At 69.0% G+C, this 23,888-nt stretch carries 23 protein-coding genes; 10 read left to right on the plus strand and 13 right to left on the minus strand.

The genetic code is table 11. The features are described 5' to 3' along the window. Positions 1-89: 89 nt before the first annotated feature. The gene (locus M2271_RS13225; protein WP_280887361.1) at positions 90-344 is read right to left on the minus strand and encodes a hypothetical protein; all 255 of its coding nucleotides are present in this window, start codon (positions 342-344) and stop codon (positions 90-92) included. Then, positions 337-1,218 carry a mycothiol conjugate amidase Mca gene (gene mca / locus M2271_RS13230; protein ID WP_280887362.1) on the minus strand — a complete coding sequence of 294 codons (882 nt, stop codon included), beginning with the start codon at positions 1,216-1,218 and terminating at the stop codon, positions 337-339. The genes M2271_RS13225 and mca overlap by 8 nt, the downstream gene beginning before the upstream one ends. Before the next feature lie 202 nt (positions 1,219-1,420). On the opposite strand from mca, the gene M2271_RS13235 reads away from it, so the two are divergent. Then, positions 1,421-1,819, plus strand: coding sequence for a DUF4307 domain-containing protein (locus M2271_RS13235; protein ID WP_280887363.1), 399 nt, complete (start codon positions 1,421-1,423; stop codon positions 1,817-1,819). A gap of 195 nt (positions 1,820-2,014) precedes the next feature. Continuing rightward, positions 2,015-2,515 carry a transcription elongation factor GreA gene (greA, locus tag M2271_RS13240; RefSeq protein ID WP_280887364.1) on the plus strand — a complete coding sequence of 167 codons (501 nt, stop codon included), beginning with the start codon at positions 2,015-2,017 and terminating at the stop codon, positions 2,513-2,515. 159 nt (positions 2,516-2,674) lie between these two features. On the opposite strand, the gene M2271_RS13245 is transcribed toward greA, so the two are convergent. The 3 genes from M2271_RS13245 to ilvA form a co-directional block, all read right to left on the minus strand. After that, positions 2,675-3,520 (minus strand): ABC transporter permease, encoded by an 846-nt coding sequence (locus M2271_RS13245; protein WP_280887365.1) that lies wholly within the window; start codon positions 3,518-3,520, stop codon positions 2,675-2,677. Next, entirely contained in the window at positions 3,517-4,575 is a 1,059-nt protein-coding gene (locus tag M2271_RS13250; protein WP_280887366.1) for an ATP-binding cassette domain-containing protein, read from the minus strand. Before M2271_RS13250 ends, M2271_RS13245 begins: the two co-directional genes overlap by 4 nt. 203 nt (positions 4,576-4,778) lie before the next feature. After that, positions 4,779-6,008, minus strand: coding sequence for a threonine ammonia-lyase (gene ilvA / locus M2271_RS13255; protein ID WP_280887367.1), 1,230 nt, complete (start codon positions 6,006-6,008; stop codon positions 4,779-4,781). A 159-nt stretch (positions 6,009-6,167) separates the two neighbouring features. On the opposite strand from ilvA, the gene M2271_RS13260 reads away from it, so the two are divergent. The 3 genes from M2271_RS13260 to M2271_RS13270 all read left to right on the plus strand — a co-directional run bounded on the left by M2271_RS13260 (position 6,168) and on the right by M2271_RS13270 (position 7,692). After that, positions 6,168-6,674, plus strand: a complete 507-nt coding sequence (locus M2271_RS13260; RefSeq protein ID WP_280887495.1) for a MarR family transcriptional regulator — start codon at positions 6,168-6,170, stop codon at positions 6,672-6,674. Positions 6,675-6,923: 249 nt separating this feature from the next. Next, positions 6,924-7,436 carry a sigma factor-like helix-turn-helix DNA-binding protein gene (locus M2271_RS13265; RefSeq protein WP_280887368.1) on the plus strand — a complete coding sequence of 171 codons (513 nt, stop codon included), beginning with the start codon at positions 6,924-6,926 and terminating at the stop codon, positions 7,434-7,436. A 7-nt stretch (positions 7,437-7,443) separates the two neighbouring features. After that, positions 7,444-7,692 (plus strand): hypothetical protein, encoded by a 249-nt coding sequence (locus tag M2271_RS13270; protein WP_280887369.1) that lies wholly within the window; start codon positions 7,444-7,446, stop codon positions 7,690-7,692. Positions 7,693-7,725: 33 nt separating this feature from the next. On the opposite strand, the gene M2271_RS13275 is transcribed toward M2271_RS13270, so the two are convergent. After that, positions 7,726-8,880, minus strand: coding sequence for a cystathionine gamma-synthase (locus M2271_RS13275; protein ID WP_280887370.1), 1,155 nt, complete (start codon positions 8,878-8,880; stop codon positions 7,726-7,728). 224 nt (positions 8,881-9,104) lie between these two features. Between M2271_RS13275 and M2271_RS13280 the strand changes: the two genes are divergently transcribed. After that, positions 9,105-10,223, plus strand: a complete 1,119-nt coding sequence (locus M2271_RS13280; RefSeq protein ID WP_280887371.1) for a hypothetical protein — start codon at positions 9,105-9,107, stop codon at positions 10,221-10,223. Between the two features lie 64 nt (positions 10,224-10,287). Further along, positions 10,288-11,403 carry an AI-2E family transporter gene (locus M2271_RS13285; RefSeq protein ID WP_280887372.1) on the plus strand — a complete coding sequence of 372 codons (1,116 nt, stop codon included), beginning with the start codon at positions 10,288-10,290 and terminating at the stop codon, positions 11,401-11,403. Between the two features lie 218 nt (positions 11,404-11,621). Here M2271_RS13285 and msrA read toward each other — a convergent pair whose 3' ends face one another. Further along, positions 11,622-12,134 carry a peptide-methionine (S)-S-oxide reductase MsrA gene (gene msrA, locus M2271_RS13290; protein WP_280887373.1) on the minus strand — a complete coding sequence of 171 codons (513 nt, stop codon included), beginning with the start codon at positions 12,132-12,134 and terminating at the stop codon, positions 11,622-11,624. 361 nt (positions 12,135-12,495) lie between these two features. Between msrA and M2271_RS13295 the strand changes: the two genes are divergently transcribed. Next, positions 12,496-13,698 carry an alginate lyase family protein gene (locus tag M2271_RS13295; protein ID WP_280887374.1) on the plus strand — a complete coding sequence of 401 codons (1,203 nt, stop codon included), beginning with the start codon at positions 12,496-12,498 and terminating at the stop codon, positions 13,696-13,698. A gap of 210 nt (positions 13,699-13,908) precedes the next feature. On the opposite strand, the gene M2271_RS13300 is transcribed toward M2271_RS13295, so the two are convergent. Together M2271_RS13300 and M2271_RS13305 are read right to left on the minus strand one after the other, a co-directional pair. Beyond that, positions 13,909-14,361 carry a DUF5707 domain-containing protein gene (locus M2271_RS13300; RefSeq protein ID WP_280887375.1) on the minus strand — a complete coding sequence of 151 codons (453 nt, stop codon included), beginning with the start codon at positions 14,359-14,361 and terminating at the stop codon, positions 13,909-13,911. Between the two features lie 212 nt (positions 14,362-14,573). Further along, positions 14,574-15,266, minus strand: coding sequence for a hypothetical protein (locus M2271_RS13305; protein WP_280887376.1), 693 nt, complete (start codon positions 15,264-15,266; stop codon positions 14,574-14,576). Positions 15,267-15,574: 308 nt separating this feature from the next. Between M2271_RS13305 and M2271_RS13310 the strand changes: the two genes are divergently transcribed. After that, a complete protein-coding gene (locus M2271_RS13310) occupies positions 15,575-16,201 on the plus strand; it encodes a DUF4291 domain-containing protein (RefSeq protein WP_280887377.1) in 627 nt (208 codons plus the stop codon). A gap of 175 nt (positions 16,202-16,376) precedes the next feature. Here the strand turns inward: M2271_RS13310 and M2271_RS13315 are convergent, their stop codons facing one another. Further along, complete coding sequence (locus M2271_RS13315) at positions 16,377-17,420, minus strand: NAD(P)-dependent alcohol dehydrogenase (protein ID WP_280887378.1); 1,044 nt, start codon at positions 17,418-17,420, stop codon at positions 16,377-16,379. Between the two features lie 242 nt (positions 17,421-17,662). On the opposite strand from M2271_RS13315, the gene M2271_RS13320 reads away from it, so the two are divergent. Further along, a complete protein-coding gene (locus tag M2271_RS13320; RefSeq protein WP_280887379.1) occupies positions 17,663-18,613 on the plus strand; it encodes a helix-turn-helix transcriptional regulator in 951 nt (316 codons plus the stop codon). Between the two features lie 68 nt (positions 18,614-18,681). On the opposite strand, the gene M2271_RS13325 is transcribed toward M2271_RS13320, so the two are convergent. The 3 genes from M2271_RS13325 to M2271_RS13335 all read right to left on the minus strand — a co-directional run bounded on the left by M2271_RS13325 (position 18,682) and on the right by M2271_RS13335 (position 23,535). Then, positions 18,682-19,101, minus strand: coding sequence for a hypothetical protein (locus M2271_RS13325; protein WP_280887380.1), 420 nt, complete (start codon positions 19,099-19,101; stop codon positions 18,682-18,684). Positions 19,102-19,286: 185 nt separating this feature from the next. Beyond that, positions 19,287-20,057, minus strand: a complete 771-nt coding sequence (locus M2271_RS13330; protein WP_280887381.1) for an antibiotic biosynthesis monooxygenase — start codon at positions 20,055-20,057, stop codon at positions 19,287-19,289. A gap of 178 nt (positions 20,058-20,235) precedes the next feature. Further along, the gene (locus M2271_RS13335) at positions 20,236-23,535 is read right to left on the minus strand and encodes a S8 family serine peptidase (protein WP_280887382.1); all 3,300 of its coding nucleotides are present in this window, start codon (positions 23,533-23,535) and stop codon (positions 20,236-20,238) included. Positions 23,536-23,888: the final 353 nt, after the last annotated feature.

Genomic DNA, 23,888 nt, shown 5'->3' on the forward strand with positions numbered 1-23,888 from the left:
GCCGACCCGCGCCGACCCGCGCCGACCCGCGTCGGGTGCGGTGGGCGTCGGCCCGGCCGCCCGCTTCCCGGTGCGGCGTCCCGGCGGTCTCAGCCCTGCTTCGCCTTCGGCTCGGCCGCAGTGCCCGTGCCCCCAGAGCCTGCCTTCCCGTCCGAGGACTCGGTGAAGTCGACCTTGTTCATGTGCCGGCTCATGGACTTCATCAGAGCCCACACCGCCAGGGCCATCACCGCGAAGACGATGAAGCCGAGGACACCGGGGGTCACCTTGTCGTCGTCGACCTCCTTGGCGAGGGTCGCGAGGTGCGTCATTGCCAGGCTTGCGCTTGCGCTCATGTCAGGCATTGTCGCGGATGCCCGCAAAGAGGTCGTCCTCGGGGAGGGAGGTATCGACGAGGGACTTCGCGAGCTCGTACTCCTCCGTCGGCCAGACCTTCCTCTGGAGCTCCATCGGCACGCGGAACCAACCGCCGTCGGGGTCGATCTGCGTGGCGTGCGCGATCAGCGCCTTGTCACGGATCTCGAAGAAGTCGCCGCACGGGACGTACGTGGTCAGCGTGCGCTCGTGGAGGCCGAACTCGTCCCAGCGCTTGAGCCACTCCCCGTACGGCGACTCCAGGCCTCGGTCGAGCATCGCCTGGTGCAGCGCCTCGGTGCGGGGGCGGTTGAAGCCCTGGTTGTAGTAGAGCTTCTGCGGCTGGTACGCCGGGCCGAACTCCTCCTCCGGATACTTCTCGGTGTCCGCCGCACCCTCGAACGCCACCATGGAGATCTTGTGGGTCATGATGTGGTCGGGGTGCGGGTAGCCGCCGTTCTCGTCGTAGGTGGTGATCACCTGCGGGCGGAACGAACGGATCTTTCTCACCAGCTCACCGGACGCCTTGTCGATGTCCTCCAGGGCGAAGCAGCCATCCGGCAGCGGCGGCAGCGGGTCGCCCTCGGGCAGGCCGGAGTCGACGAAACCGAGCCACTCCTGCTTGACGCCCAGGATCTCGCGGGCCTCGTCCATCTCCTTCTTGCGTACTTCGTGGATGTGCTCCTCGATGTACGGGTCACCCTGCAGCTTCGGATTGAGGATGGAGCCGCGCTCCCCGCCCGTGCAGGTCACGACGAGCACGTCCACCCCCTCGGACACGTACTTCGCCATGGTGGCCGCGCCCTTGCTCGACTCGTCGTCGGGGTGGGCGTGCACGGCCATCAGTCGCAACTGGTCAGTCAAGACTCAATCCTTGTAGTCGGCGCCCGATGTGAACGGGTGCAATTCAATAGGTGCCGTCCCTCAGGGACGTCGTTGAGGGGCGGCGGCCGAGGGGCGAGCGGGAGGCTTCTATAGTGACCGAATCGGGCGGCGAATTGTTCCGGGGTCCGGCTCCGAAGGCCGCTTCCGGGAGATTGGTCCCGCTTCTGCCGAGAGGACGATCATGAGTACGGTGAGCACGCGACCGCCCGAGGGCCGTTACGGCCGCTCCTCGGACGAGCGCGCCGATCACAAGCTCAAGATCGCGGGGTCCGTCTTCACTGCCCTGCTGCTCGCCCTCATGGGCTACTTCGCCTACCACTACGTCGGCCAGAACAAGATCAGCGCCGAAGTGATCACGTTCGAGCAGGGCAAGGACGCGGTCCAGGTACATCTGGAGGTCCGCAAGGACTCCGGTGTCAGCGGCTACTGCACCGTACGCTCCCAGGCGGAGAGCGGCGCCGAGGTGGGCCGGGCCGACTTCCGTTTCACCGGGGACGCCACCCGCATCGACAAGGTCGTCACACTCCGCACGACGTCACCCGGCACCACGGCCGAGCTCCTGGGCTGTCACGCCGACTGACCCGCCCCGGGGGACGACCGCGCCCAGCTCGCCCGCGAATACATGGGCGATGACCTGCGCAGACGCGTTTCTGGTCGCTTATGTCCTCCCCCTTCCGCTTCTGAATTGTTAGGCTCGTGGTTTCGCCCATCCAGGAAGGAACATTCTTCTGGGTAGGGCGATGCTTTGTATTCCCAGTACCTACGAGGAGCACCTGTGACCCAGACCAGCGACAACGTCACCTGGCTGACCCAGGAGGCGTACAACCAGCTCAAGGCCGAGCTGGAGTACCTGTCTGGTCCTGCGCGCACGGAGATCGCCGCCAAGATCGCCGCCGCGCGCGAGGAGGGGGACCTGCGCGAGAACGGCGGGTACCACGCGGCCAAGGAGGAGCAGGGCAAGCAGGAACTCCGTGTGCGCCAGCTGACCCAGCTCCTGGAGAACGCCAAGGTCGGCGAGGCGCCGGCCTCGACGGACGGCACCGTGGCCCCGGGCATGGTCGTGACCATCGCCTTCGACGGCGACGAGAACGACACGCTGACCTTCCTGCTCGCCTCGCGCGAGTACGCGAGCTCCGACATCGAGACCTACTCGCCCCAGTCCCCTCTGGGCTCCGGCGTGATCGGCCACAAGGTCGGCGAGGGCGCGGAGTACGAGCTGCCGAACGGCAGGAAGGCCTCGGTGACGATCCTCAAGTCCGAGCCGTACAGCGGCTGACCACTCGGTCGCCATCGACGGCCGATTCCGGCCGGCCTGACCTTGACGGGCCCCCGGCGTTCCCGTGAGACGCATCAGCAGCGTCCTCCCCGTGACGCCGGGGGCTTCGTGACGCCGGAGGCTTCGTCATAGCGGGGGCTTCCTCATGGCGGGGCTTGCTCATGCCGTGGCGGAGCGGTACTTGCGGACCGCCAGCGTCCTGAATATGACGATGATCAGGACCGAGTAGATCAGCGAGGCCCACACCGGGTGCACCATGGGCCAGGCGTCCGAGGTCGAGACCCCGGGGTTGCCGAAGAGCACGCGGCAGGCCTGGACGGTCGCGCTGAACGGATTCCAGTCGGCGACGTGCTGCAGCCAGGGCGTCATCCGGCTGGAGTCCACGAACGCGTTCGAGACGAACGTGACCGGGAAGAGCCAGATCAGTCCGCCCGAGGTCGCCGCCTCCGGCGTCCGTACGGACAGCCCGATGACCGCGCCGATCCAGGTGAACGCGTAGCCCGCCAGAAGCAGCAGTCCGAAGGCGCCGAGCACCTCGCCGATGTTGGTGTGGGTGCGCCAGCCGACCAGCAGGGCGACCATGGCCAGCACGAACAGGGTGAGCGCGGTCTGCACCAGATCGGCGAGCGTGCGCCCGGTGAGCACCGCGCCGCGCGCCATGGGCAGCGAGCGGAAGCGGTCGATGAGCCCCTTGTGCATGTCGTCGGCGATGCCCGCGCCCGCCCCGGCGGTGGCGAAGGTGACGGTCTGGGCGAAGATGCCTGCCATCAGGAACTCACGGTAGACCTGCGGGTCCGTGGTGCCGCCGATGTTCATGGAGCCACCGAAGACGTAGCTGAACAGCACCACGAACATAATGGGCTGAATCAGCCCGAAAATAACCATTTCAGGAATTCGGGACATGCGAATCAGGTTCCGCTTGGCCACGACCAGCGAGTCCCGGATGGACTGGGTGACGGGGTTGGCGGGCGCCCCGATCCGCACGGCGTCGGTGACGGCACTCACTGGGCGGCCTCCTTCTTCTCGGCCTGCTCGGCCTTCTGATTCCTCTGGCCCTTCTGGTCCTTCTTGGGCCTGCGGTCCTTGGCGTCCGCCGCCGCCTCGTTCCCCTCGTCCCCGACCTCGGCCACATGGCCCGTCAGGGAGAGGAAGACATCATCCAGGGTCGGGCGGCGCAGCCCGATGTCGTCTATCTCGATGCCGCGGACGTCGAGTTCGCGGATGACCTCGGCGAGGAGCTTCGCGCCGCCGGAGACAGGCACGGTGAGCTTGCGTGTGTGGTCCTCGATGGACGTCTCGCCCTTGCCGAAGCCCGCAAGCACCTCGGCGGCGGTCGCGATGTGCTCTCGCTCATGGACCACGACCTCGACGCGCTCACCGCCGGTGCGGGCCTTGAGCTGGTCGGAGGTGCCGCGGGCGATGACTTTGCCGTGGTCGACCACGGCGATGTCGTGGGCGAGGTGGTCGGCCTCCTCCAGGTACTGGGTGGTCAGCAGCAGCGTCGTACCGCCGGAGACCAGCTGCTTGATGACCTCCCACAGCTGCTGTCGGTTGCGGGGGTCGAGACCGGTGGTCGGTTCGTCCATGAACATCACGGGCGGGGACACGACGAGCGCCGCGGCCAGGTCGAGGCGGCGTCGCATGCCGCCGGAGTAGGTCTTCGCGGGCCGGTCGGCCGCGTCGGCGAGGTGGAACTGGTCGAGCAACTCACCGGCCCGGACCTTCGCCGCCCTGGCCTTCATCTGGTAGAGCTGGCCGACCATCTGGAGGTTCTCGCGGCCGGTCAGGTACTCGTCGACCGCGGCGAACTGGCCGGACAGGCCGATCGAGCGCCGCACCGCGTCCGGCTGCTCGAGCACGTCCAGACCGGCGACGACGGCCTTGCCGCTGTCGGGGCGCAGCAGGGTCGTCAGGCAGCGGACGGCGGTCGTCTTGCCCGCACCGTTCGGTCCGAGCAGGCCGAGGACCGTACCTTCGGGGACATCGAGGTCGACGCCGTCCAGAGCCCTTACGTGGCCGAAGGTCTTGACCAGGCCTTCGGCATAGATGGCGCCTGGCATATGAGTCTCCACGTCTTCGGGGATTCTTGGGAAAGCCTAGATGCGCTGGATGTGAATGGGTCCGTCTGAGCGGTTCGTCCGGACTGGCGAGCGATCGACGACTTTACGACACACACCATAACGCGATGCATCGCGTCTCTCAATGGATTTACCCGATCGAGTGACGAGAGGATTTTGACCTGGGGTTATACGGTGTGAGCGCCTCAGGCGATGACTGTGTAGCCCGCGTCGCGCAACGCCCTGCCGACGTCAGCGCAGTGCACCGGCCCCTTCGTCTCCAGGTGCAGTTCGACCTCCGCCTCCGTGAGCCCGAGCCGTGGGTCGGTCCGTACGTGACTCACATCGAGGACGTTAGCGTCCACCACTGACAACACCTTGAGAAGTGTCGCGAGGGCGCCCGGCCGGTCCGTCAGCCGGAGGCGTACGGCCAGATAGCGGCCCTGCGCGGCCATGCCGTGCCGCAGGATGCGCTGGAGCAGCAGCGGGTCGACGTTCCCGCCGGACAGCAACGCCACGACCGGTCCCTCGAGGGAGCCGGGGTCGCTCAGCAGCGCCGCGACGGGGCTCGCCCCGGCCGGTTCGACGACCAGCTTGGCCCGCTCCAGACACAGCAGCAGCGCGGCGGACAGCTCGTCCTCCGTCACCGTGCGCACCTCGTCGACCAGATCGCCGATGATGCCGAAGGGTACGTCGCCGGGCCGCCCGACCTTGATGCCGTCGGCCATCGTCGCCGGGTTCTCGATCGACACCGGGCGCCCGGCTGCCAGCGAGGGCGGGTACGCGGCCGCGCCCGCCGCCTGTACGCCCACGATCCGCACGTCCGGCCTGAGCGCCTTCACCGCGGTCGCGACACCCGCCGCGAGCCCTCCCCCGCCGATACCCACGACGATCGTGCGTACCTCCGGGCACTGCTCCAGGATCTCCAGGCCGACCGTGCCCTGGCCGGCGATGACGTCGGGGTGGTCGAAGGGGTGGATGAACACCGCGCCCGTCTCGGCCGCGTACTCCTGAGCGGCGGCCAGCGTCTCGTCGACCACCTGGCCGTGCAGGCGCACCTCGGCGCCGTACTCCTTCGTGGCACTGATCTTCGGCAGCGGGGCGCCGTGCGGCATGAACACCGTGGAACGCACGCCGAGCAGCGAGGACGCAAGGGCCACGCCCTGCGCGTGGTTGCCCGCGCTGGCCGCGACGACGCCGGCGGCCCGCTCCTCGGGCAGCAGTCCGGCGATCCGGACGTAGGCGCCGCGTAGCTTGAACGAACCCGTCCGCTGGAGGTTCTCGCACTTGAAGTGGACCGGCGCTCCCACCAACTGGGTCAGATGCCGGCTGCCCTCCATCGCGGTCACCCGCGCCACGCCCGAGAGCATCTTCTGGGCTCCGCGCACATCATCGAGCGTGACCGGCGGCACGGAGTGGGCGTCGCGGTAGTTCATGACTCAAGTCTCGCAGTTCGCAGCGACCGACGCTGTGACCAACCTCCGGGACTGGTTTGTCCAGCCCCGGTACGGCCCGCCTCCCGGCCGCGTACCCTGTCCCCCAAACCAGCGCCCCCTTCATGAAGTGAGCCCCCGGCCATGCCCACAACACCCGAAATGTCGATGGACATGACGACCGTCGGTGACACCGGTCTCCTCGACACGCTGCAGCACGAGGTGGCGGTGTTCGCCCGCCGTGCCGAACAGACCCGGCTCGGCGGGGTGGGGCAGGTGCGCAACTCCATGGACCGGGCCGCGTACCTGCTGCTCAACCGGCTCCACAAGGAAGGCCCCATGGGCGTCAAGGCGCTTGCCGCGAGCATGGGCATCGACTCGTCCACGGTCACCCGGCAGGTGGCTCCACTCGTCGACACCGGGCTCGTCAAGCGGACCTCGCACCCCGAGGACGGCCGGGCGGTGGTGCTCCAGCTGTCCCCGCGCGGGCAGTCGCGTCTTGAGGAAGTGCGCTCGTCGAGGCGTCAGTTGATGGCCGAGCTGACACACGACTGGGCGCCGGGGGAACGCGAGTCGTTCTGCACGCTCCTCACCCGCTTCAACACCGCGCTCTCCGCCCGGATGGCGGCGCAGGGCGTACCGGGAGCGGAGCCTCCGCCGGCCTCCTGAGCGGCCCTCACGCGCGCGTGCGCGTCCGAGCCGAGCGCCAGGGCCCGGGGCGGCTTCCCGCTGCCTGCCGTGCTGGGCGGTGCGCGGCTCTTGACCGACAGGCCATACCTGGCCTCAGATGAGACCAGGTCCTCAGTCGTACGCCGTTCCTGTCGCCGTTCCGTATTCCGTACGTGATCTCCGTACACGGTGTCGTGGTACGCGGCCGAGGGCCGGTCCCCTCAGGATCTCCCTCAGGCGGGAGGCGCGGTGCGAGAACGGCATGCGGGCCAGGACGCCCGCCGGTCCCGGGAGTTCGACGCGTTCGTCGCGGGCGCGGCCGGGCGGCTGCTGCACGCCGCCACGCTCCTGACCGCGGAGGACCCGCGCGACAATCCGCGCGCGCGACACCTGTTGACGCTGGCCCTCGCCCACACCTACGCGTGCTGGGACCGGTTGCGCGGCGAGGACCCGTACGACCGGGCCCGCCAGCACCTCGCCACCCGCTTCGCTCGCGGGGCATGGCACCAGTACGGCGCCCCCGGCGCCCTCGGCCGGTCCCGCCCGCGCCGCCCCGGCCCGCTGGCCCGGCTCAGCCCGCAGGAACGCCTGATCCTGGTCCTTCGTCTCTACGAGGGGGTCGCCGAGGAACAGGCGGCGGCCCTGCTCGGTCTCTCCCGGGAACGCGTCCGCGCGATCTGCGACCGCTCGATCACGAACCTCCTCCATCCGCCGCGGGGCCCGGCCACCACCACGATCGGCGCGAAGATGGTGCCGTCATGAGGTCCCGATGAACCAGCCACGACGTGAGGCCGCGGTACGGCGGATCCTCGAGGGGCCGACGTCGGCCGTGCCCCCGGACCTGTACGCGGACGTCGTGCGGCGTGGCGGCCGGATGCTGCGCCGCAGGAGGGCCGCCCGTCGTGTGATGTGGCTGCTGCTGTGCGCGGCGGTCGTGGCGTTCATCGTGTGGGCGCTGATGGTGGAGCCCTGGGTGGAGCCGCCCTCCGAGACGACTCCACCGCTCACGGGCTGGTGAGCACCGGGCGACGTACGACGGACCGGCCGTGGCCTAACCGAGCGCCTGGCGCAGGTCGTCCAGGAGGTCCTCGACGTTCTCGATGCCCACGGAGAGGCGGACGAGATCGGCGGGCACCTCCAGGGCCGAGCCGGCCGCGGAGGCGTGCGTCATGCGTCCGGGGTGCTCGATCAGTGACTCGACTCCGCCCAGGGACTCACCCAGCGTGAAGACCTTGGCGCGGTTGCAGACCTCGACGGCCGCCTCCTCGCCGCCTTCCACCCGGAAGGAGACCATGCCGCCGAAGGCCCGCATCTGCTTGGCGGCGACCTCGTGACCGGGGTGCTCCGGCAGACCCGGGTACAGAACGTTCGTCACGCGCGCGTGCCGGGTCAGCATGTCGGCGACCTGGGTGGCGTTCTCGCTGTGCCGGTCCATGCGCACCGACAGCGTCTTGGTGCCGCGCAGCACCAGCCAGGAGTCGAAGGGCCCGGCGACCGCGCCCATCGAGTTCTGGTGGTACGCCAGCTCCTCCCCCAGCTCCGGGTCACCGACGACGAGGGCGCCGCCGACGACGTCCGAGTGGCCGCCCATGTACTTGGTCAGCGAGTGCACGACGACGTCCGCGCCGAGCGACAGCGGCTGCTGCAGGTAGGGCGTGGCGAAGGTGTTGTCGACGACGAGCCGGGCGCCCGCCTCGTGGGCGACCTGGGCGACGGCGGCGATGTCGGTGATGCCGAGCAGCGGGTTGGAGGGGGTCTCCACCCACACGGCCTTGGTCTTCGGGGTGATCGCGGCCCGTACGGCAGCGGGGTCGGCGGTGTCGGCGACCGACCACTCCACCCCCCACCGGGAGACGACCTTGGCGAACAGACGGAACGTGCCGCCGTACGCGTCGTTGGGGATGACCACGTGGTCGCCGGGGCTGAGCAGCGTACGCAACAGGCAGTCCTCGGCCGCCAGTCCGGATGCGAACGCGAGGCCTCGGCGGCCGCCCTCCAGGGCCGCGAGGTTCTCCTCCAGGGCGGTGCGCGTCGGGTTGGCGCTGCGGCTGTACTCGTAGCCGCCGCGCAGGCCGCCGACTCCGTCCTGCTTGTAGGTCGAAACCTGGTAGATGGGCGGGACGACCGCGCCGGTGAGGGGATCCGCGGTGTTGCCCGCGTGGATCGCGAGGGTCTCGAAATGCTGACTGATGTGCCTGTCGCTCATGGGCACCGAGGGTAGTGCGCCTGCGCAAGCGATGGCGGACGGCGAGTCGGCGCAGCTGGGTCGACACGGGCAGGCACGGGGGGCCAGTACAGGGTCGGCATGGGGGCCGTCGCGGGGTCAGCACCGGGTCCGGCACGAGGGGCCGTGGAGGAAGTCATCCGCGGTTATCCACAGGCCGCGGACCGGGTTGGCCAATTGTCACAGGCGTCTGGAACCCTTGGGACATGGAAATTCTCTGGGTGCTGATGGCGCTGGTCCTGTTCGGCTTCGTGCTGCTCCCCTTCCTGCGGCGCAGGCGCGGCATGATCGAGCAGGTCCATCCGGGCCACCCGGACGCCGCGGACCCGGCGGACTACGGATTCGCGCAGCAGGAGGAGCTGGACATCCGGATGCCGGGCCCCGACCAGGACCTGTTGGACGTCCTGGACCTGGTGCAGCGCACGCAGGACCATCACGCGGCCGCGCAACTCCTCGCGGGCACGGAGAGCGAGGGCGAGCTGCGCTGGCAGCGCGTGCAGGCCTTCGCCGGCGCCGCGTCGCTGGAGCTGCGGCAGCGGCCCGGCGGGGTCAGCGAGACACCGGGCGGGCAGTGGCTCAGAGTGTGGCGGGCCGAGGCGCCCAAGGACGCGGGTGGCGCGGCGGTGCACGCGGAGTTCCTGGTCCAGCAGGCGTGGCGGACAGCGACACCCGGAACGGACGAGTTCCGGATCATCATGGAGGAGGCGAGGGCGGCGTGCGGTGCGGCGGCGCTGCTGGCGCCCGGCGACCCGGTCCCGTACATCATCGAGCTGTCCGTGGCGCGTGGACTGGCGTATCCCCGGCCGGAGTTCGAGCAGCTGTGGCTGAAGATCCTGGACCGCGCCCCGAACCACATGGGGGCGCATCTGGCCGCACTGCACTACTGGTGCGAGAAGTGGCACGGCTCGCGCGAACTGGCGTACGACTTCGCCGAGGCGGCGGCCGCCCGCGCTCCCCGGGGCTCGCTGCTCGCCGCCATGCCGCTCTTCGCGGTCTTCGAGCACCTCCCCGAGGTGAACCTGGTCAGCGGCTTCTACCAGAGCGAGGTCGTGACCAAGGCGATCCACGGCGCGCTGCACGCCGTGCACTCCTCCCGGCCCGGTGACCCGATGCTGGCGCACGTCCGCCACCTCCTGGTCTTCTTCCTGGTCCGCTCCGAGCGCTGGGCCGAGGCGATGAGCCAGCTCCTGCACATCGACGGCCACGTCGGCGCCCTGCCCTGGACCCTGTCCGCCGACCCGGCCGCCGAGTTCGCGGTGTACCGGGCCCTCGCGGTCGCGGGCTACGAGGCGAACGGCGGAAGCCCCGCGACGCTGCCCCGCTGAGCGTGCGCGAGACCCGTCCGATCTGCGGTTTTTCGTATGACGTGAGTACCCATAGGGTGCACCCGTGACTGCCACCTTGAGTTCCACGAGAGTCCGCGGCGCGCTCCGCACGTCGGCGCGTGTCTCCGTGGAGTTGCTGCTCATATTCCTGATGCTCGCGGTGACGTTGTGGGTCCTGGGCCAGATGTGGTCGGTCGTCTGGCCGCTCGTGGTCGGCCTGCTTCTGACCACACTGACCTGGCCACCGACCCGTTTCCTGCGTCGTCACGGGTGGAGACCCGCCCTCGCCGCATCGGTCGTGACGGTGCTGTTCCTCCTGGTCGGCCTGGGCATCGTGGCGCTGATCGCGGTACCGGTGGCATCCCAGTCCGGCGATCTGACCGACGGCGTGGGCGAGGGCATCCAGAAGTTGCGCGAGTGGGCCGCCGGGCCGCCGTTGAACATCGGCGACGCCCAGATCAACAAGGCCTTCGACTCCGGGGTCTCCCGCGCGCAGGACGGCCTCGGCAGCATGGTGGGCGCTGTCGTCACGGGAGTGAGCACCGTGGTGAACGGCTTGGTCACGGCCGTCCTGGCCCTCTTCCTGATGTTCTTCTTCCTCAAGGACGGCCCGCGGTTCCTGCCGTGGCTCGCCCGTCAGCTGCCCGGTCGGCTCGCCACCGACGTCCCGGTCGTGGCCGCGCGGGGCTGGGACACCCTGGGGGCGTTCGTGCGTTCCCAGGCGGCTGTCGGCCTGCTCGACGCCGTCCTGATCGGCCTGGGCCTGTGGGTTCTGGGGGTACCGCTGGTGCTCCCGCTGGCGGTGCTGACCTTCGTCTCCGCGTTCGTGCCGATCATCGGTGCGCTGTTCGCCGGTTTCGTCGCGGTTCTTATCGCGCTGGTCTCCAACGGCCTGACGGACGCGCTGATCGTGCTGGCCATCATCGTCGTGGTGCAGCAGCTGGAAGGCAACGTGTTCCAGCCCATGATCCAAAGTCGCGGGCTCGGCCTCCACGCGGCAGCGGTCCTGCTGGCGGTGACGTTGGGCGGCAGCCTGGCCGGCATCGTGGGCAGTCTGCTCGCTGTACCGATCGCCGCGCTGATCGCAGTGGTCTGGAACTATGTGCGCGATCAGCTCCGCGAACCGTCACCGGATCCGGAGACGGACGAGTCGGAGGCCGACGCCGCTGTCCCGTCCTAACTAGGACTCAGGGCTACGCAGGTGTGGCCCCGTCGCTGCCTCCGGTGGCCGAGGGGCTGACAAACACCGCCATGCAGCGGCGCCCCGGTCCGCAGCGGGTGACGACGGCCCCGCGGTTGCAAACGACGGCCCCGCGAGTGCAACAGCGGCCCAGCCACGGACCCTGGGCCGGCCCGCCTCCGCCCTCAGCCTCCACCCTCCGCCGAGCCGCCTCCCGGTCAGCCCTCCGTGCGGGCGGGCAGCCGCCAACCCGGGCGCGGGAAGTGGCAGGTGTAGCCGCTCGGGTAACGCTGCAGATAGTCCTGGTGCTCGGGCTCGGCCTCCCAGAAGGGGCCGACCGGCTCCACCTCCGTGACGACCTTCCCCGGCCAGAGTCCGGAGGCGTCCACATCAGCGATCGTGTCCTCGGCGATCCGCTTCTGCTCATCGTCCGTGTAGTAGATCGCCGAACGGTAGCTGAGGCCGATGTCGTTGCCCTGGCGATTGCTGGTGCTGGGGTCGTGGATCTGGAAGAAGAACTCCAGGATCGCGCGGTAGTCGGTCTTCTCGGGGTCGAAAAGGATCTCAATGGCCTCCGCGTGCGTACCGTGGTTACGGTACGTCGCGTTCGGCACGTCACCCCCGGTGTATCCGACCCGGGTCGCCGTCACACCCGGAAGGCGGCGGATCAGCTCCTCCATCCCCCAGAAGCATCCGCCCGCCAGCACGGCCCTCTGCGTCTGCGCAGCCATTACGGCCCCTCCAATTTCTGTCAGCTCGGTCGCTCGGGCTGCTCGGCACATACACCACCGGCATCCCCTGCCCGCTCTCCTCAACGCGCGAGGGTTCCCAGCGATTCCGTGCCCGCCCAGCCGCTGCCCGAGGAACGCCCATGTTCCTCTGGAGACGAACTCCTCGCCCTCTCACAGGGCCGCCGGGCCGCTTCACCCCGCAGCCGGTCGCGGGTGCCGGGTCTTCGTCGCCGTTCGGGACCGACTCTCCATGAACGGGTCGCCCCATGCATTGACATGCACACGGAGATTCCTTATGGTCCAGGCCAATCTTTCCGTATTCGGAACTGAGTTCTCATTCGTGAACAGAAGAGGTCATCGGATGACGCGAACCAGAACCGCCCTGTTGAGTGTCCTGGCCCTGATGGCCGGCCTGCTGAGTCTTCAGCTCACCGGCCCGGCCCCACAGGCGACGGCCGCTCCGACCGCCGCACCGACCGCCTTCACCCACCCCGGCGTACTCGTGAGCCGGGCCCAACTCGACTACGCCCGGTCAAAGGTTCAGGCCGGCCAGCAGCCGTGGAAGGCCGCGTACGACGGCATGATGTCCAGCTCCTACGCCTCGCTGTCACGTACCGCCAAACCGCGAGCCGTCGTGGAGTGCGGATCGTCGTCCAACCCCAACTACGGCTGCACCGACGAACGTCAGGACGCCATCGCGGCCTACACCGACGCGCTCGCCTGGTACTTCACCCGGGACAGCAGATACGCCAAGAAGTCGATCGAGATCATGGACGCCTGGTCCGCGACCATCACCGACCACACCAACAGCAACGCCCCCCTGCAGACCGGCTGGGCCGGATCGACCTGGCCGCGCGCCGCCGAGATCATCAAGTACACGTACGACGGCGGCTGGACGGGCGCCAACCGCTTCGCCACCATGCTTCGCACCGTGTACCTGCCCGAGGTGATCAACGGCGCAGCGACCAAGAACGGCAACTGGGAACTGGTCATGACCGAGGCGGCGATCGGCATCTCGGTCTTCCTCGAGGACCGCACCAGCTACGACAAGGCGGTCAGCACCTACCTCGCACGCGTCCCCGCGTATGTCTACCTGACCGGTGACGGCGACCTGCCCAAGCCGCCGGCCGGCAGCAGCATCGACACCAGCGCCGAGATCATCAAGTACTGGCAGGGCCAGACCACGTTCGCCGACGGCCTCGCCCAGGAGACGTGCCGCGACTTCGGGCACACCGGCTGGGGCATCGCCTCCATAGCGGACATCGCGGAAACCAGCCGCATCCAGGGCCAGGACCTCTATCCGAAGATCCAGGACCGGCTGCGCTACACACTGGGCTTCCACACCTCCTACGAGAACGGCACCGCCGTACCTTCCTGGTTGTGCGGCGGCTCGGTCAGCAAGGGCCTCGACCGGGTCACGGAGGTCGGCCTGAACGCTCTCCACAACCGCCTCGGCATCAGCATGGCCAACACCCAGAAGTACACCGAGGCACACCGGCCCTCCGGCACGGACAACTACTTCAACGCCTGGACGACCCTCACGCACGCGGACAACCCCAACTGACCATCGTCGACCCGGCCCCCGCCTGCCCAGCTCAGCGTCGAAGAACAAGAAGAACAAGAAGAACAAGCCAGGGAAGTGCGGGCGGGCGCGCGTCGTCGCCCGCACTCGCCCTGAATCACGCACTCGCCCTGAATCACGTACTTGCCCTGGGATCACGTACTCGCCCTGGATCACGTGCGCGTCCGGGTCACCTGACGTTCACCGTCAGGGTCACCTGACGGTGAAGCCGGCCGCCTCGCGGTCCAGGGTCGTGCTGCCGTCCTGCGCGGTGGCCAGGACAGCGACGTGCCAGACACCGCGCGGGGACGACTCCGCATCGGAACCGGTGACCTTGGCGGTGTAGGTGCAGCGCGCGGTGTCCTCCCCGGAGGGCTTGCAGACGGCCGGGTCCACGGCGGCCATGTCGTTGGCGGTCAGCTCCTTCTTGGCGAAGGGCGACTTCTCCGGCCATGCCAGCACCTTCACGCTCTTGACACCGGAGGACGCCGTGACATCGGTGACGAAGGTCAACGAGCCGTCGCGGTCGTTCTCGGGAGCGGTGTAGCGGGCAGTACTGTGCGCCAGCGCCGGAGGCTGCTCCCCGGCGTAGGCGAGAGCGAAGGCACCGGCGCCACCGAGGACGACTACGCCGGCGGCCACGGACAGACCAATACGTCGGGACATGAGATTCTCCGTAGGTGTCTCAGCTGGATCGTTCCGGCGCCTCAACTGCGCCGCTTCACCAATACTCGCCGCGCAGGGGCTGCCGGACATGAGCGCACGTACTCAACCCAGCCTGAGTAAGCCCACTGGGTCACACCCTCTTCCCCGTCACGCCCCGCGACCCTCCCCACCCGTGACACCGCGCAGACCTCCCCACCCGCGCTTGACCACGATCATTGGGAAAGCTGCGGCTTGCCGAGCCTGGCCAGCTGTGTCCTGATGATCGCTTCCGGTACGACAGCCGGGCCCTTACCCCCTGGCCCTCGGGGGAGGTCGAACGCGTAGAACATGGCGACCGTCGCCCCCTGTCGAACGGCGACCACCGCATAGGGAACCCGGACGGGCTCCTCGTCCTCGCTGTCCGCCGCGAGCTGTGTGAGCCGCAGGGACACGGATTCGTCGCCGTAGCCGGGGTCGGGCTGGAGTTCGGCCTCGTCGTAGCGGAAGTCCGCCCGGATGTCCTTGAAGGTCTCGCACCGCTTGGCGGCCGTGCGGAACGCGTCGATCACCCGCGCGGCATCCCCGGCGCCGTGGGACGAAAGGATCACGGTTGCTCCGGGGCCGTGCTTCTTCGAGAAGATCACCCGACCGGTGCGAGCGGCGGCTGTGAAGCCGCTGCTTCCGCCCAGTGCCTGAACGACGGGCGTGCATTCGGCGGGGTCCGCCGTCCTGCGGGACGCAAAGGTGGCGGTCAGGACCGGGTTGACGTCGTAACCGTCGAGATCCGTGGCCGTGACCGCCGCCCGCTCCAGGTCCGCCTTGCTCAACGGCTTGTCCTGCACACCGGACGTCCTGCGCTCTTCCGACGCCGCGCCTGCCCGGGAGCCCTGCCCGGACCCGCAGGCGGCGAGCGGCAAGAACGCCATGAGCATGGCAATAGCTATACCGACCCGTGAGGGGCGAACCACTGTTTTCTCCACCCGTTTGTTCGTCGAGCGCGCGCAGCTCAGGTCTCCGCCGGCTCAAAGGCTTCACTCGAGCCCTCCACCCCGGCTCAGAGCATTCGCCAGAAGACTAGATCGTCAACTGGGGATGCGGGACGGGTTTTGAGGCTGACGGGCGTTGCGGTGTGCCGTCGAAGGGAGGGGGCTCCGGCACCGGAGGTCTGCGTCGTAGCGAGCGGCAGGCGAAAATCAGTGGCCCGTCTCCGCCGGCCGGCCCCACGCTGTACGCCATGGAAGAACCGCACCGCGAAAAACACAGGATTCGTGCGGCCTACGCGGAATCGACGATCACCGTCTACCAGGCGTACTCCCCGGAAATCGGCCGGCCCGCCGTCCGCGAGGGCCGTTTCCCCGCCGCGTGGAAGCGGGACAGGATGACGTGGATCAAACCGTCGTTCCTGTGGATGATGTACCGCTGCGGCTGGGGCACGAAGCCGCTGCAGGAGACCGTGCTCGCCGTCGAGATCACTCGCGAGGGCTTCGAGTGGGCGCTGGGCAACGCGTGCCTGTCGAGTTACGTCCCTGGACTGCATGCCGACCGCAGTTCCTGGCAACGCCGGTTGAAACGCTCACCGGCCCGGATCCAGTGGGACCCCGAGCGTGATCTGCGGCTGCGGCCCCTGCCGTACCGCTCCCTGCAACTCGGGCTCTCCGGTGAGGCCGTACGTCGCTACGCGGACGAGTGGACGGTCTCCATCAGCGACGTGACCCCGCTCGCCCACGAGATCCATGCCCTCGTCAGCGACGGTGACCTGGACTCCGCCGCCCGGCTGCTGCCCGAGGAACGCCCCTACCCCTGGATGGCTGCGCGAACTTCCCTGCTCAGCAAGCAGGTTCACGGCGAAGAGCCCGTATGAGGCATCCGCACGGGCCGCCGGTCGAAGCCTCCGTCGTCGGAACGTGATCCGGTCGACGACAGAGGGCCGACGACAGAGGGCTGACGACAGGGGGCGGCGGCGTACGGCGGCACGCGGAAGGCCCCGCGGATCACCGAACAGCGTCGGTCACCCACCGGGGCCTGTCAGCGGACGCTCAGATGGTCGCCGTGTCGATCACGAACCGGTACCGCACATCGCTCGCGAGTACCCGCTCGTACGCCTCGTTTATCTCGGACGCGCCGATCAGTTCGATCTCCGCGCCGATCTTGTGGGCGGCGCAGAAGTCCAGCATCTCCTGGGTCTCGGCGATGCCGCCGATCGCCGAACCGGCGAGGGTCTTGTTGCCGCCGATGAGGGAGAACAGGTTGAGGGCGACGGGCTCCTCCGGGGCGCCCACGTTCACCAGGGCGCCGCCCGTCTTGAGCAGGCTCAGGTACGCGCCGAAGTCCAGCGGCGCCGAGACCGTGGAGACGATGAGGTCGAAGGTGCCGGCGAGCTCCTCGAACGTCTTCGGGTCGCTGGTGGCGTAGTAGTGGTCGGCGCCCAGCTTCAGGCCGTCGTCCTTCTTGCGCAGGGACTGGGAGAGGACGGTGACCTCGGCACCCAGCGCGTGCGCGATCTTGACGCCCATGTGGCCGAGGCCGCCCAGGCCGATCACGGCGACCTTCTTGCCGGGACCCGCACCCCACTGCTTGAGCGGGGAGTACGTGGTGATGCCGGCGCAGAGGAGCGGGGCGGCCTCGTCGAGGGCCAGGCCCTCGGGGACGCGGACGACGAAGTTCTCGTCGACGACGACCTTCTCGGAGTAGCCGCCGTAGGTGGGCTCGCCGTCCTTGCCGATGGCGTTGTACGTGCCGACCGAGCCGCCGCCGGTGCAGTGCTGCTCCAGGCCGGCCTTGCAGTTGTCGCACTCACGGCAGGAGTCGACGAGACAGCCGACGCCCACGCGGTCGCCGACCTGGAACTTGGTGACGCCGGGACCGACCTCGGAGACGACGCCCGCGATCTCGTGGCCGGGGACCATCGGGAAGATCGCCTCGCCCCAGCCCTCCCTGGCCTGGTGGATGTCGGAGTGACAGATACCGGCGAACTTGATGTCGATCAGCACATCGAACTCGCGGACCGCGCGGCGCTCGATGGTGGTGCGCTCCAGCGGAGCCTTGGCGGCGGATGCGGCGTACGCGGCAACAGTGGTCATGCGGTGGTTCTCCTAGCGAGGGTTGTGGGCCCGGCCGTCATCTTCCCGTGTCTTTTCCGACTTCTGATGTCTTTTGGGACTTCCGATGTCTTTTGGGACTTCCGATGTCTTCTTCCGACCGGGCACAAGCCCAGCATGCCCGAATGTCCGGCCTTCACCCAGGTCATGGTTCAGCCTACGTTCGCTGTTCGTACCACTGGCGGGGTCAGGCTGGTGTACGTACGACCGTGAATACTTGAGACATGGACGAATACCCCGAATCTGCGCCGGAGCCCGCCGGCGGCGCGCTGGACCGGCGTGCCGAGCTCAGCGAGTTCCTGCACACCCGGCGGGCCCGGCTGAAGCCGGAGGATGTGGGGCTACCGGACTTCGGACGGCACCGGCGGGTGCCGGGGCTGCGCCGCGAGGAGCTGGCGCAGCTGGCCGGGGTGTCTGTGGCGTACTACACACGCCTGGAGCAGGGCAACGGACGCAACGTGTCGGCGGAGGTCCTCGACTCCATCGCCCGCGCGCTGCGGCTGACCGACGCCGAGCACTCCCACCTCACGCATCTGGCGAAGCCGAAGCAGAACAAGAAGAAGCCGGCCGCCCGTACCCAGCAGGTGCGAGGCGCGCTGCGGACGCTGCTGGACTCGATGGACGGCGTGCCGGCCTACGTCGTGGGGCGGCACTCGGACATCCTGGTGTGGAACCGGATGGCCGCGGCGGTCTTCGGCGACTGGGCGGAGCTGCCGCCGGCGGAGCGGAACTGGGCGCGACTGGTGTTCCTTCGTCCCGAGTACCGCGATCTGTTCGTGGACTGGGAGCAGAAGGCGATCGACATCGTCTGCGCGCTGCGCATGGACGCCGGCTTCCAGCCGGACGATCCGCGGCTGTCCGCGCTGGTGGGCGAACTCTCCGTGAAAAGCAAGGAGTTCCGGCAACTGTGGGCCACTCATGACGTCAAGGAGAAGAGCCACGGGATAAAGCGGCTGCGGCATCCGCTCGTCGGCGAACTCGACCTCAACTTCGAGTCGTTCAGCATGATGGCCGACCACGAGCAGTCACTGGTGACGTACCACGCGGAGCCGGGTTCACCGTCCGCGGAAGCCCTGCACCTCCTGGCCAGCTGGGGCACGGACGCGACACGAGCGGGGACGGGGACGTCGGCGGGGACGTCGGCGGGGACGGGGACGTCGGCGCCGTCGGCCTGACGGCGCCGTGCGGTGAGCCGCCGGTTCAGGACGCGCCGGTTCAGGACGCGCCGTTCAAAACGTGCCGTTCAGCACTGCGGCAGGAGCGGCTTCCAGGTGCTCGGGCCGCCGGTGTCCAGGTACCAGTCGTTGACGAAGCCCGAGGCGCTTGCCGTGGACACGCGCATCCAGTAGCGGTAGCCGTGACCGTCCGCGTCCGGGTCGCCGGTGGTCCAGCACTCGACCTCCAGCCACTGGCCGTTGCCGTAACGGGCCACCGGGCCGGCGCTGTAGCGGGGTGCGGTGCGCATCACCAGGGCCGAACCCGGGTCGATGCCGACGACCTGGGCGCAGCGGGCCGGGTCGCCCGGGCCGGCGCCGGGGCAGGGACGCGGGGCGGCCTGCGCGGGTGAGGCGGCGAGCAGTCCGGCGCCGGCGAGCAGCACCGCGGCCGCCCCCGCGACGGACGCGGACCGGGCCCGGGACCTGAGGAGTCCTGACGTCTGCATGGGTCCTCCGTTCGATTGCCGATGGGCCCCGACCCTGGCACCGAACGGAGGCGGGCACATCCTGTGAGGTGTCAGGGTGCGACCGGCACGGGGGGCGTGAGACCGGCACGGGGGGCGTGAGACCGGCACGGGGGGCGTGAGACCGGCCGGTGAGTCGTGCGACCCGCACGCTGGTCACCCGCCGGTCAGCCTCGGTACGGCGGTGCCGCCCCCCAGTGCCACCGCGGCATCGGCTGCTCCGCCGGCGGCTTCGCCTCCGGGCCCGAGAAGTGGACCGCCAGCCGCGTGCCCCACTCCACATAGGCGAGAAAGGCCGAGCGGAACTCGGCGTCGGTGGGGAGATCCGCCTCGTCCGCCGCGTCCTGGATCAGGTTGACCCAGCGGCGGCGCTGGACCTCGGTGATGCCCCGGCCCATGTGCTTGGCGACCATGTGGCCGTGGCCGCCCTGGGTCTCGGAGTAGCCGGGCGGGCCGCCGAAGACCTCGGCGAGCCACAGGGCCACGTGCTGGGCGTGCTCGGGGGCGAGGCCCTCGAACACCGGCGCCAACAGGTCGTCCCGGAGGACCTTGTCGTAGAAGACCGACGTCAGCCGGGCGAAGGCCTCCGCACCGCCCGCCCATTCGTAGAGGGTGGGAAGCGCGGAGCCGGTGCCGTGGACCGAGGTCGGCTTGTAGTGCCGCATTTCCTGGATGCTCGGGATGTACGGCCGGATCTCGGCGAGGAAGCCGGGAAACAGCTCGGACTTCCGGAAGCCTTCGACATGGTCCTCGGTCGAGGTCCACGTGATGCGCAGGATGTAGTGCTCGAAGTCCTCCTCGCAGCGCGCCAGTTCGTAGTCGACGCACTGCGGTGCCGCCGACAGCTGGGCCGCGGCGCGGGAGTAGGCGGCCAGGAATTCCGCCGACTGTTCTTCGGGGATGCGGTACCGGATGTATTCGACCGTCTGAGTCGTCATGCGCCCACAGAAACACGAAAGGCCTGCCGGAAGCTGCGTCCCCGGCAGGCCTTTCGCTCACGGCCTATTCGGCGTCGTACGACCACCTCGTCGCACCACTACGAACTACCGCTAACTACTACGAACTACTACGAACTACTACGAACTACCACGAGCCGTCATGTACCACTACGTGCGGCTACTTCCCGTAGTACGCGTTGTAGATCGAGATCGTCGACTTGTTGCCCTTCTTGTCGGTGATCTTGGCGTGGAAGGAGATGGCCTTCCCCCTCGCCGGGTTCTTCGCGGTGATCTTGCCGTTCTTGACCTGAAGCTTCTTCCAGGTCTGGCCGTAGTCGTACGACACGTACACCGTCAGGGACTTCAGGTTGGAGCCCTTGGCCGCGCCCTCGAGGGTGACCGGGAACATCGCCGTCTTGTTGGCCTCGACGCGGCTGTCCAGGCCCGTCGCGGCGTTGAAGCGGACCGTGGAGGCCGGCAGCTGGACCCCGTTCACACCGGCCGGCTTCTTCGAGCGGAAGGTCCAGCTCGCGTCGATCCGGGTGGAGGCGGCCGCGACCTTGACGCTCCGTTTGACCGACGTGGTCAGCTTGTACTCGGCGTCACCGGCCGGGACCTTGAAGATCCCTCCGCCGAACAGCGGGTCGGCGTTGGTGCCGACCTTGGTGCCGTTGCGGTACAGCGAGGTGGCGACCGCGGTGAAGTCCGAGGAACCGGCGTGCCCGGCCCCGTCGGCGAACAGCGGCACGAGCCCGTAGATCTCGTTGCCCTCGCGGAAGAGCCCGTAGTCCGTGTTCAGGTGCGGGCCGAAGACCGCCGTGTTGAAGGTCTTCGTGTACTTCTGGCCCGCCTTGAAGGTCTGCGGGTTGCCCAGTGTGTAGAACGCGTCCGGGACTGTGAGACCGTTTGCGTCCTTGCCGCCGTACTGCTCGAAGTCGAAGCTCCACTGGATCTTGTCGGAGGTCGACAGGTACAGCGTGCGAGCGCCCCGCAGCTTCTGCGCCACCGGGAGGCCGAGGATGGAGTCCTCGGGGAACATCCCCTGGCTGGTCAGTCCGCCGGTCTTGCCGGGGGCGGAGGCACCCAGGTTGTTCTTCACCGTGGCGAGCTCGGCCGCCTTGAAGTGACGGACCTTCTTGCCCTGGATCGTCTTGACCTTGGCGGTGGTGGCCACGTCGTACTCGGTGTTCGCGCCCTTGGTCCACTGGCCGTTCCAGGACTGCGTCAGACCGGTGGCGGCCTCCGGGCCCAGGTGGGCCATGCGCAGGTTGGCGAAGGTGTCGATGCCGAAGCCGATGCCGATGCCCGCGGGCTCGTAGAAGTAGTCGCTGGCCGCGCCGGTCTGCTTGGCCTGCGTGTCCGGCACGGTGATGTCGGCGCCCTCGGTCTTGCGGGCGTCGATCGTCAGCGTGATGTTCTTGGTGAGGCTCAGCTTCGGCTGGACCAGCCAGTCGAGTCCGCCCTCGAAGGTGACGAGGTCCTTCGCGATCCAGGCGTCCAGCAGGTAGGTGCCCTTGGGCAGCCGCATGGTGGTGGTGCCGGAGGCGGTCGGCGGGACCTCGTAGTACCCGCCGTTGCCGAGGCCGGCGTAGCCGAGGAGCACAGTTTCGTAAGCGTCCGTCGGCTTTCCGTCCCGGCCGATGTGCTTGAGCGTCACATCGTACGACTCCACCTCACGCTGCACCGCCGCAGCCGTACGGACGCTCTGGCCGTCACCGGTCGCCGTCACGTACGCGGAGTACGTGCCGTCGAGCGTGCCGCCCAGCTTGGTGTTGACGGTGACGTCCACGGACGCCTTGCCGCCCGCCGGGACGGTCACCTTGGTCGCGGCGAGCTTGACGAAGCCCGCCGGAGCCGCCTGGCCCTTGGGGTCGGTGGCGGTCGTGCCAAGGGTCAGCGTGACGTCCTGCCGGCCGAGGTTGCGGTACGTCAGCTGCTTGGTGACCGTCTTGTCGTCGGTGTGCGGCCACTGCTGCGTGCCGAAGCTCACCGACACCGGGTCGGCGATCACGGTCTGCTTGATGGCCCTGTCGACCTGGATCCGGCCCGAGCCCTGCTGGAACGGGGTGTACTTGCCGCCCTTGGTGGACGCGGTCAACGCGCCCTTCAGTTCGGCGTACGTCCAGTCCGGGTGCTCCTGCTTGAGGATCGCCGCGGCGCCCGCCACATGCGGGGTCGCCATCGACGTACCCGAGATGGTCAGGTAGCCGGCCGGCTTCTCGCCGACCTCCTGCTCGATCACGCTGCCCTTGGCGGACGCGGCCGTGATGTCCACGCCCGGGGCGGTGACGTCCGGCTTGATCGCCCCGTCGCCGAGCCGCGGGCCGGTCGAGGAGAACTCGGCGAGCTGGTCCTTGTCGTCGACGGCGCCGACCGTGAGCGCGGCGTCCGCGCTGCCCGGCGAACCGACCGACTCCGGGCCGGAGTTGCCGGCCGCGATCGCGAAGAGGACGCCCTTTTCGGCGGACAGCTTGTTGACCGCCGCCTCCAGCGGGTCGACCTCGGGTGTGTCCGTGCCGCCGAGGCTGAGGTTGACGACGTCGGCGCCCTGCGCGGCCGCCCACTCCATGCCGGCGAGGATGCCGGAGTCGTCGCCTGAGCCGGTGTCGTCGAGGACCTTGCCGCTGAGGATCTGCGCGCCGGGCGCCACGCCCGTGTACTTCCCGCCGGACTTGGCGCCGGTGCCCGCCGCGATGGACGCGACATGGGTGCCGTGGCCGAAGTGGTCGGTGGCGTCGGCGGCCGAGGAGAAGTTCTTGGCCTCGATGACCTGGTTCTTCAGGTCCGGGTGGGTCGCGTCGACGCCCGTGTCCAGGACGGCGATCTTGACACCCTTGCCGTTGTAGCCGGCCGCCCATGCCTTGGGGGCGCCGATCTGCGGCACGGACTTGTCGAGGGTGGCCTTGCGGACCCCGTCGAGCCAGACGTGCGCGACCCCGGCGGCCGCCCTGTCCCCGTTGGTGACCGCGTCCCACAGCTCGGGCGCGTCCTCGTGCGAGGTCTGCACGGCGTCCGCGTTCAGCGTCTTCAGGGTGCGGCGCAGAGTGCCCGCGTCCCGGACGTCGGCCTTGGCGGCGGTCGCGGCTCCCTGGTAGCCGACGATGACCTTCAGGCCGTTCTTCTGGGAGGCGCGGGTCGCCGACCTGTCGAGCTCGGTGATGTCGAAGAGCCGCTGGTCGAGCTTGCCGGTGGAGACCAGCCGGGCGGCGTCGGCCGGGATCACCAGCGTGTGCCCGTCGACCTTGCGGATCTGGACGGGTATGTGCTCGCGCCCCTTCGCCCGGTCCAGGGCGACGACACGGCCCAAGGCGTCGACGGAGACACGGTCACCCGTGATGAGGGTGATGCGGTGGTGGGACGAGAGCTGGGCAGCGCCGTTCGCACGCTGCTCGGGCTTCGCCGACGCCGGGCTGGTCATGCCCGCGGCGAGGGCGACGGCGGCCGCCGTGGCGACAGAGGCCGCGCCCACTCTTTTCATTTGTCTGTGCAAGTTTCCCCCTTGCGGAAGTTCCGGGCGAATTCCCCGATTCACCCGGGCGGGGGCAATCTCGCACGCATGCGCGTACACCCCCCGAACACGCAGTATGCCGGGGGATGATCAGGCACCTCAATACACAGGAACCCGACAGGAAGGGTCTGTTACACGATCGCCGGGTAGGCGAACGTCCTCGGCCACAAGAAATGCGCCTGCTGAACTCCCGTACGGCGAAAGGGCGTTCAGGGAGTCGGTGCGTCTCCCTGCATCGTGGCGCGAAGATGTCCCCCCGAAGAGGCGGCCCGGCTGCATGCCGACCGGACCGGAAAACACCGATGCCGCCCCGAAGGGCGGCA

It is taken from the genome of Streptomyces sp. LBL, assembly GCF_029893585.1.
Classification (GTDB): domain Bacteria; phylum Actinomycetota; class Actinomycetes; order Streptomycetales; family Streptomycetaceae; genus Streptomyces.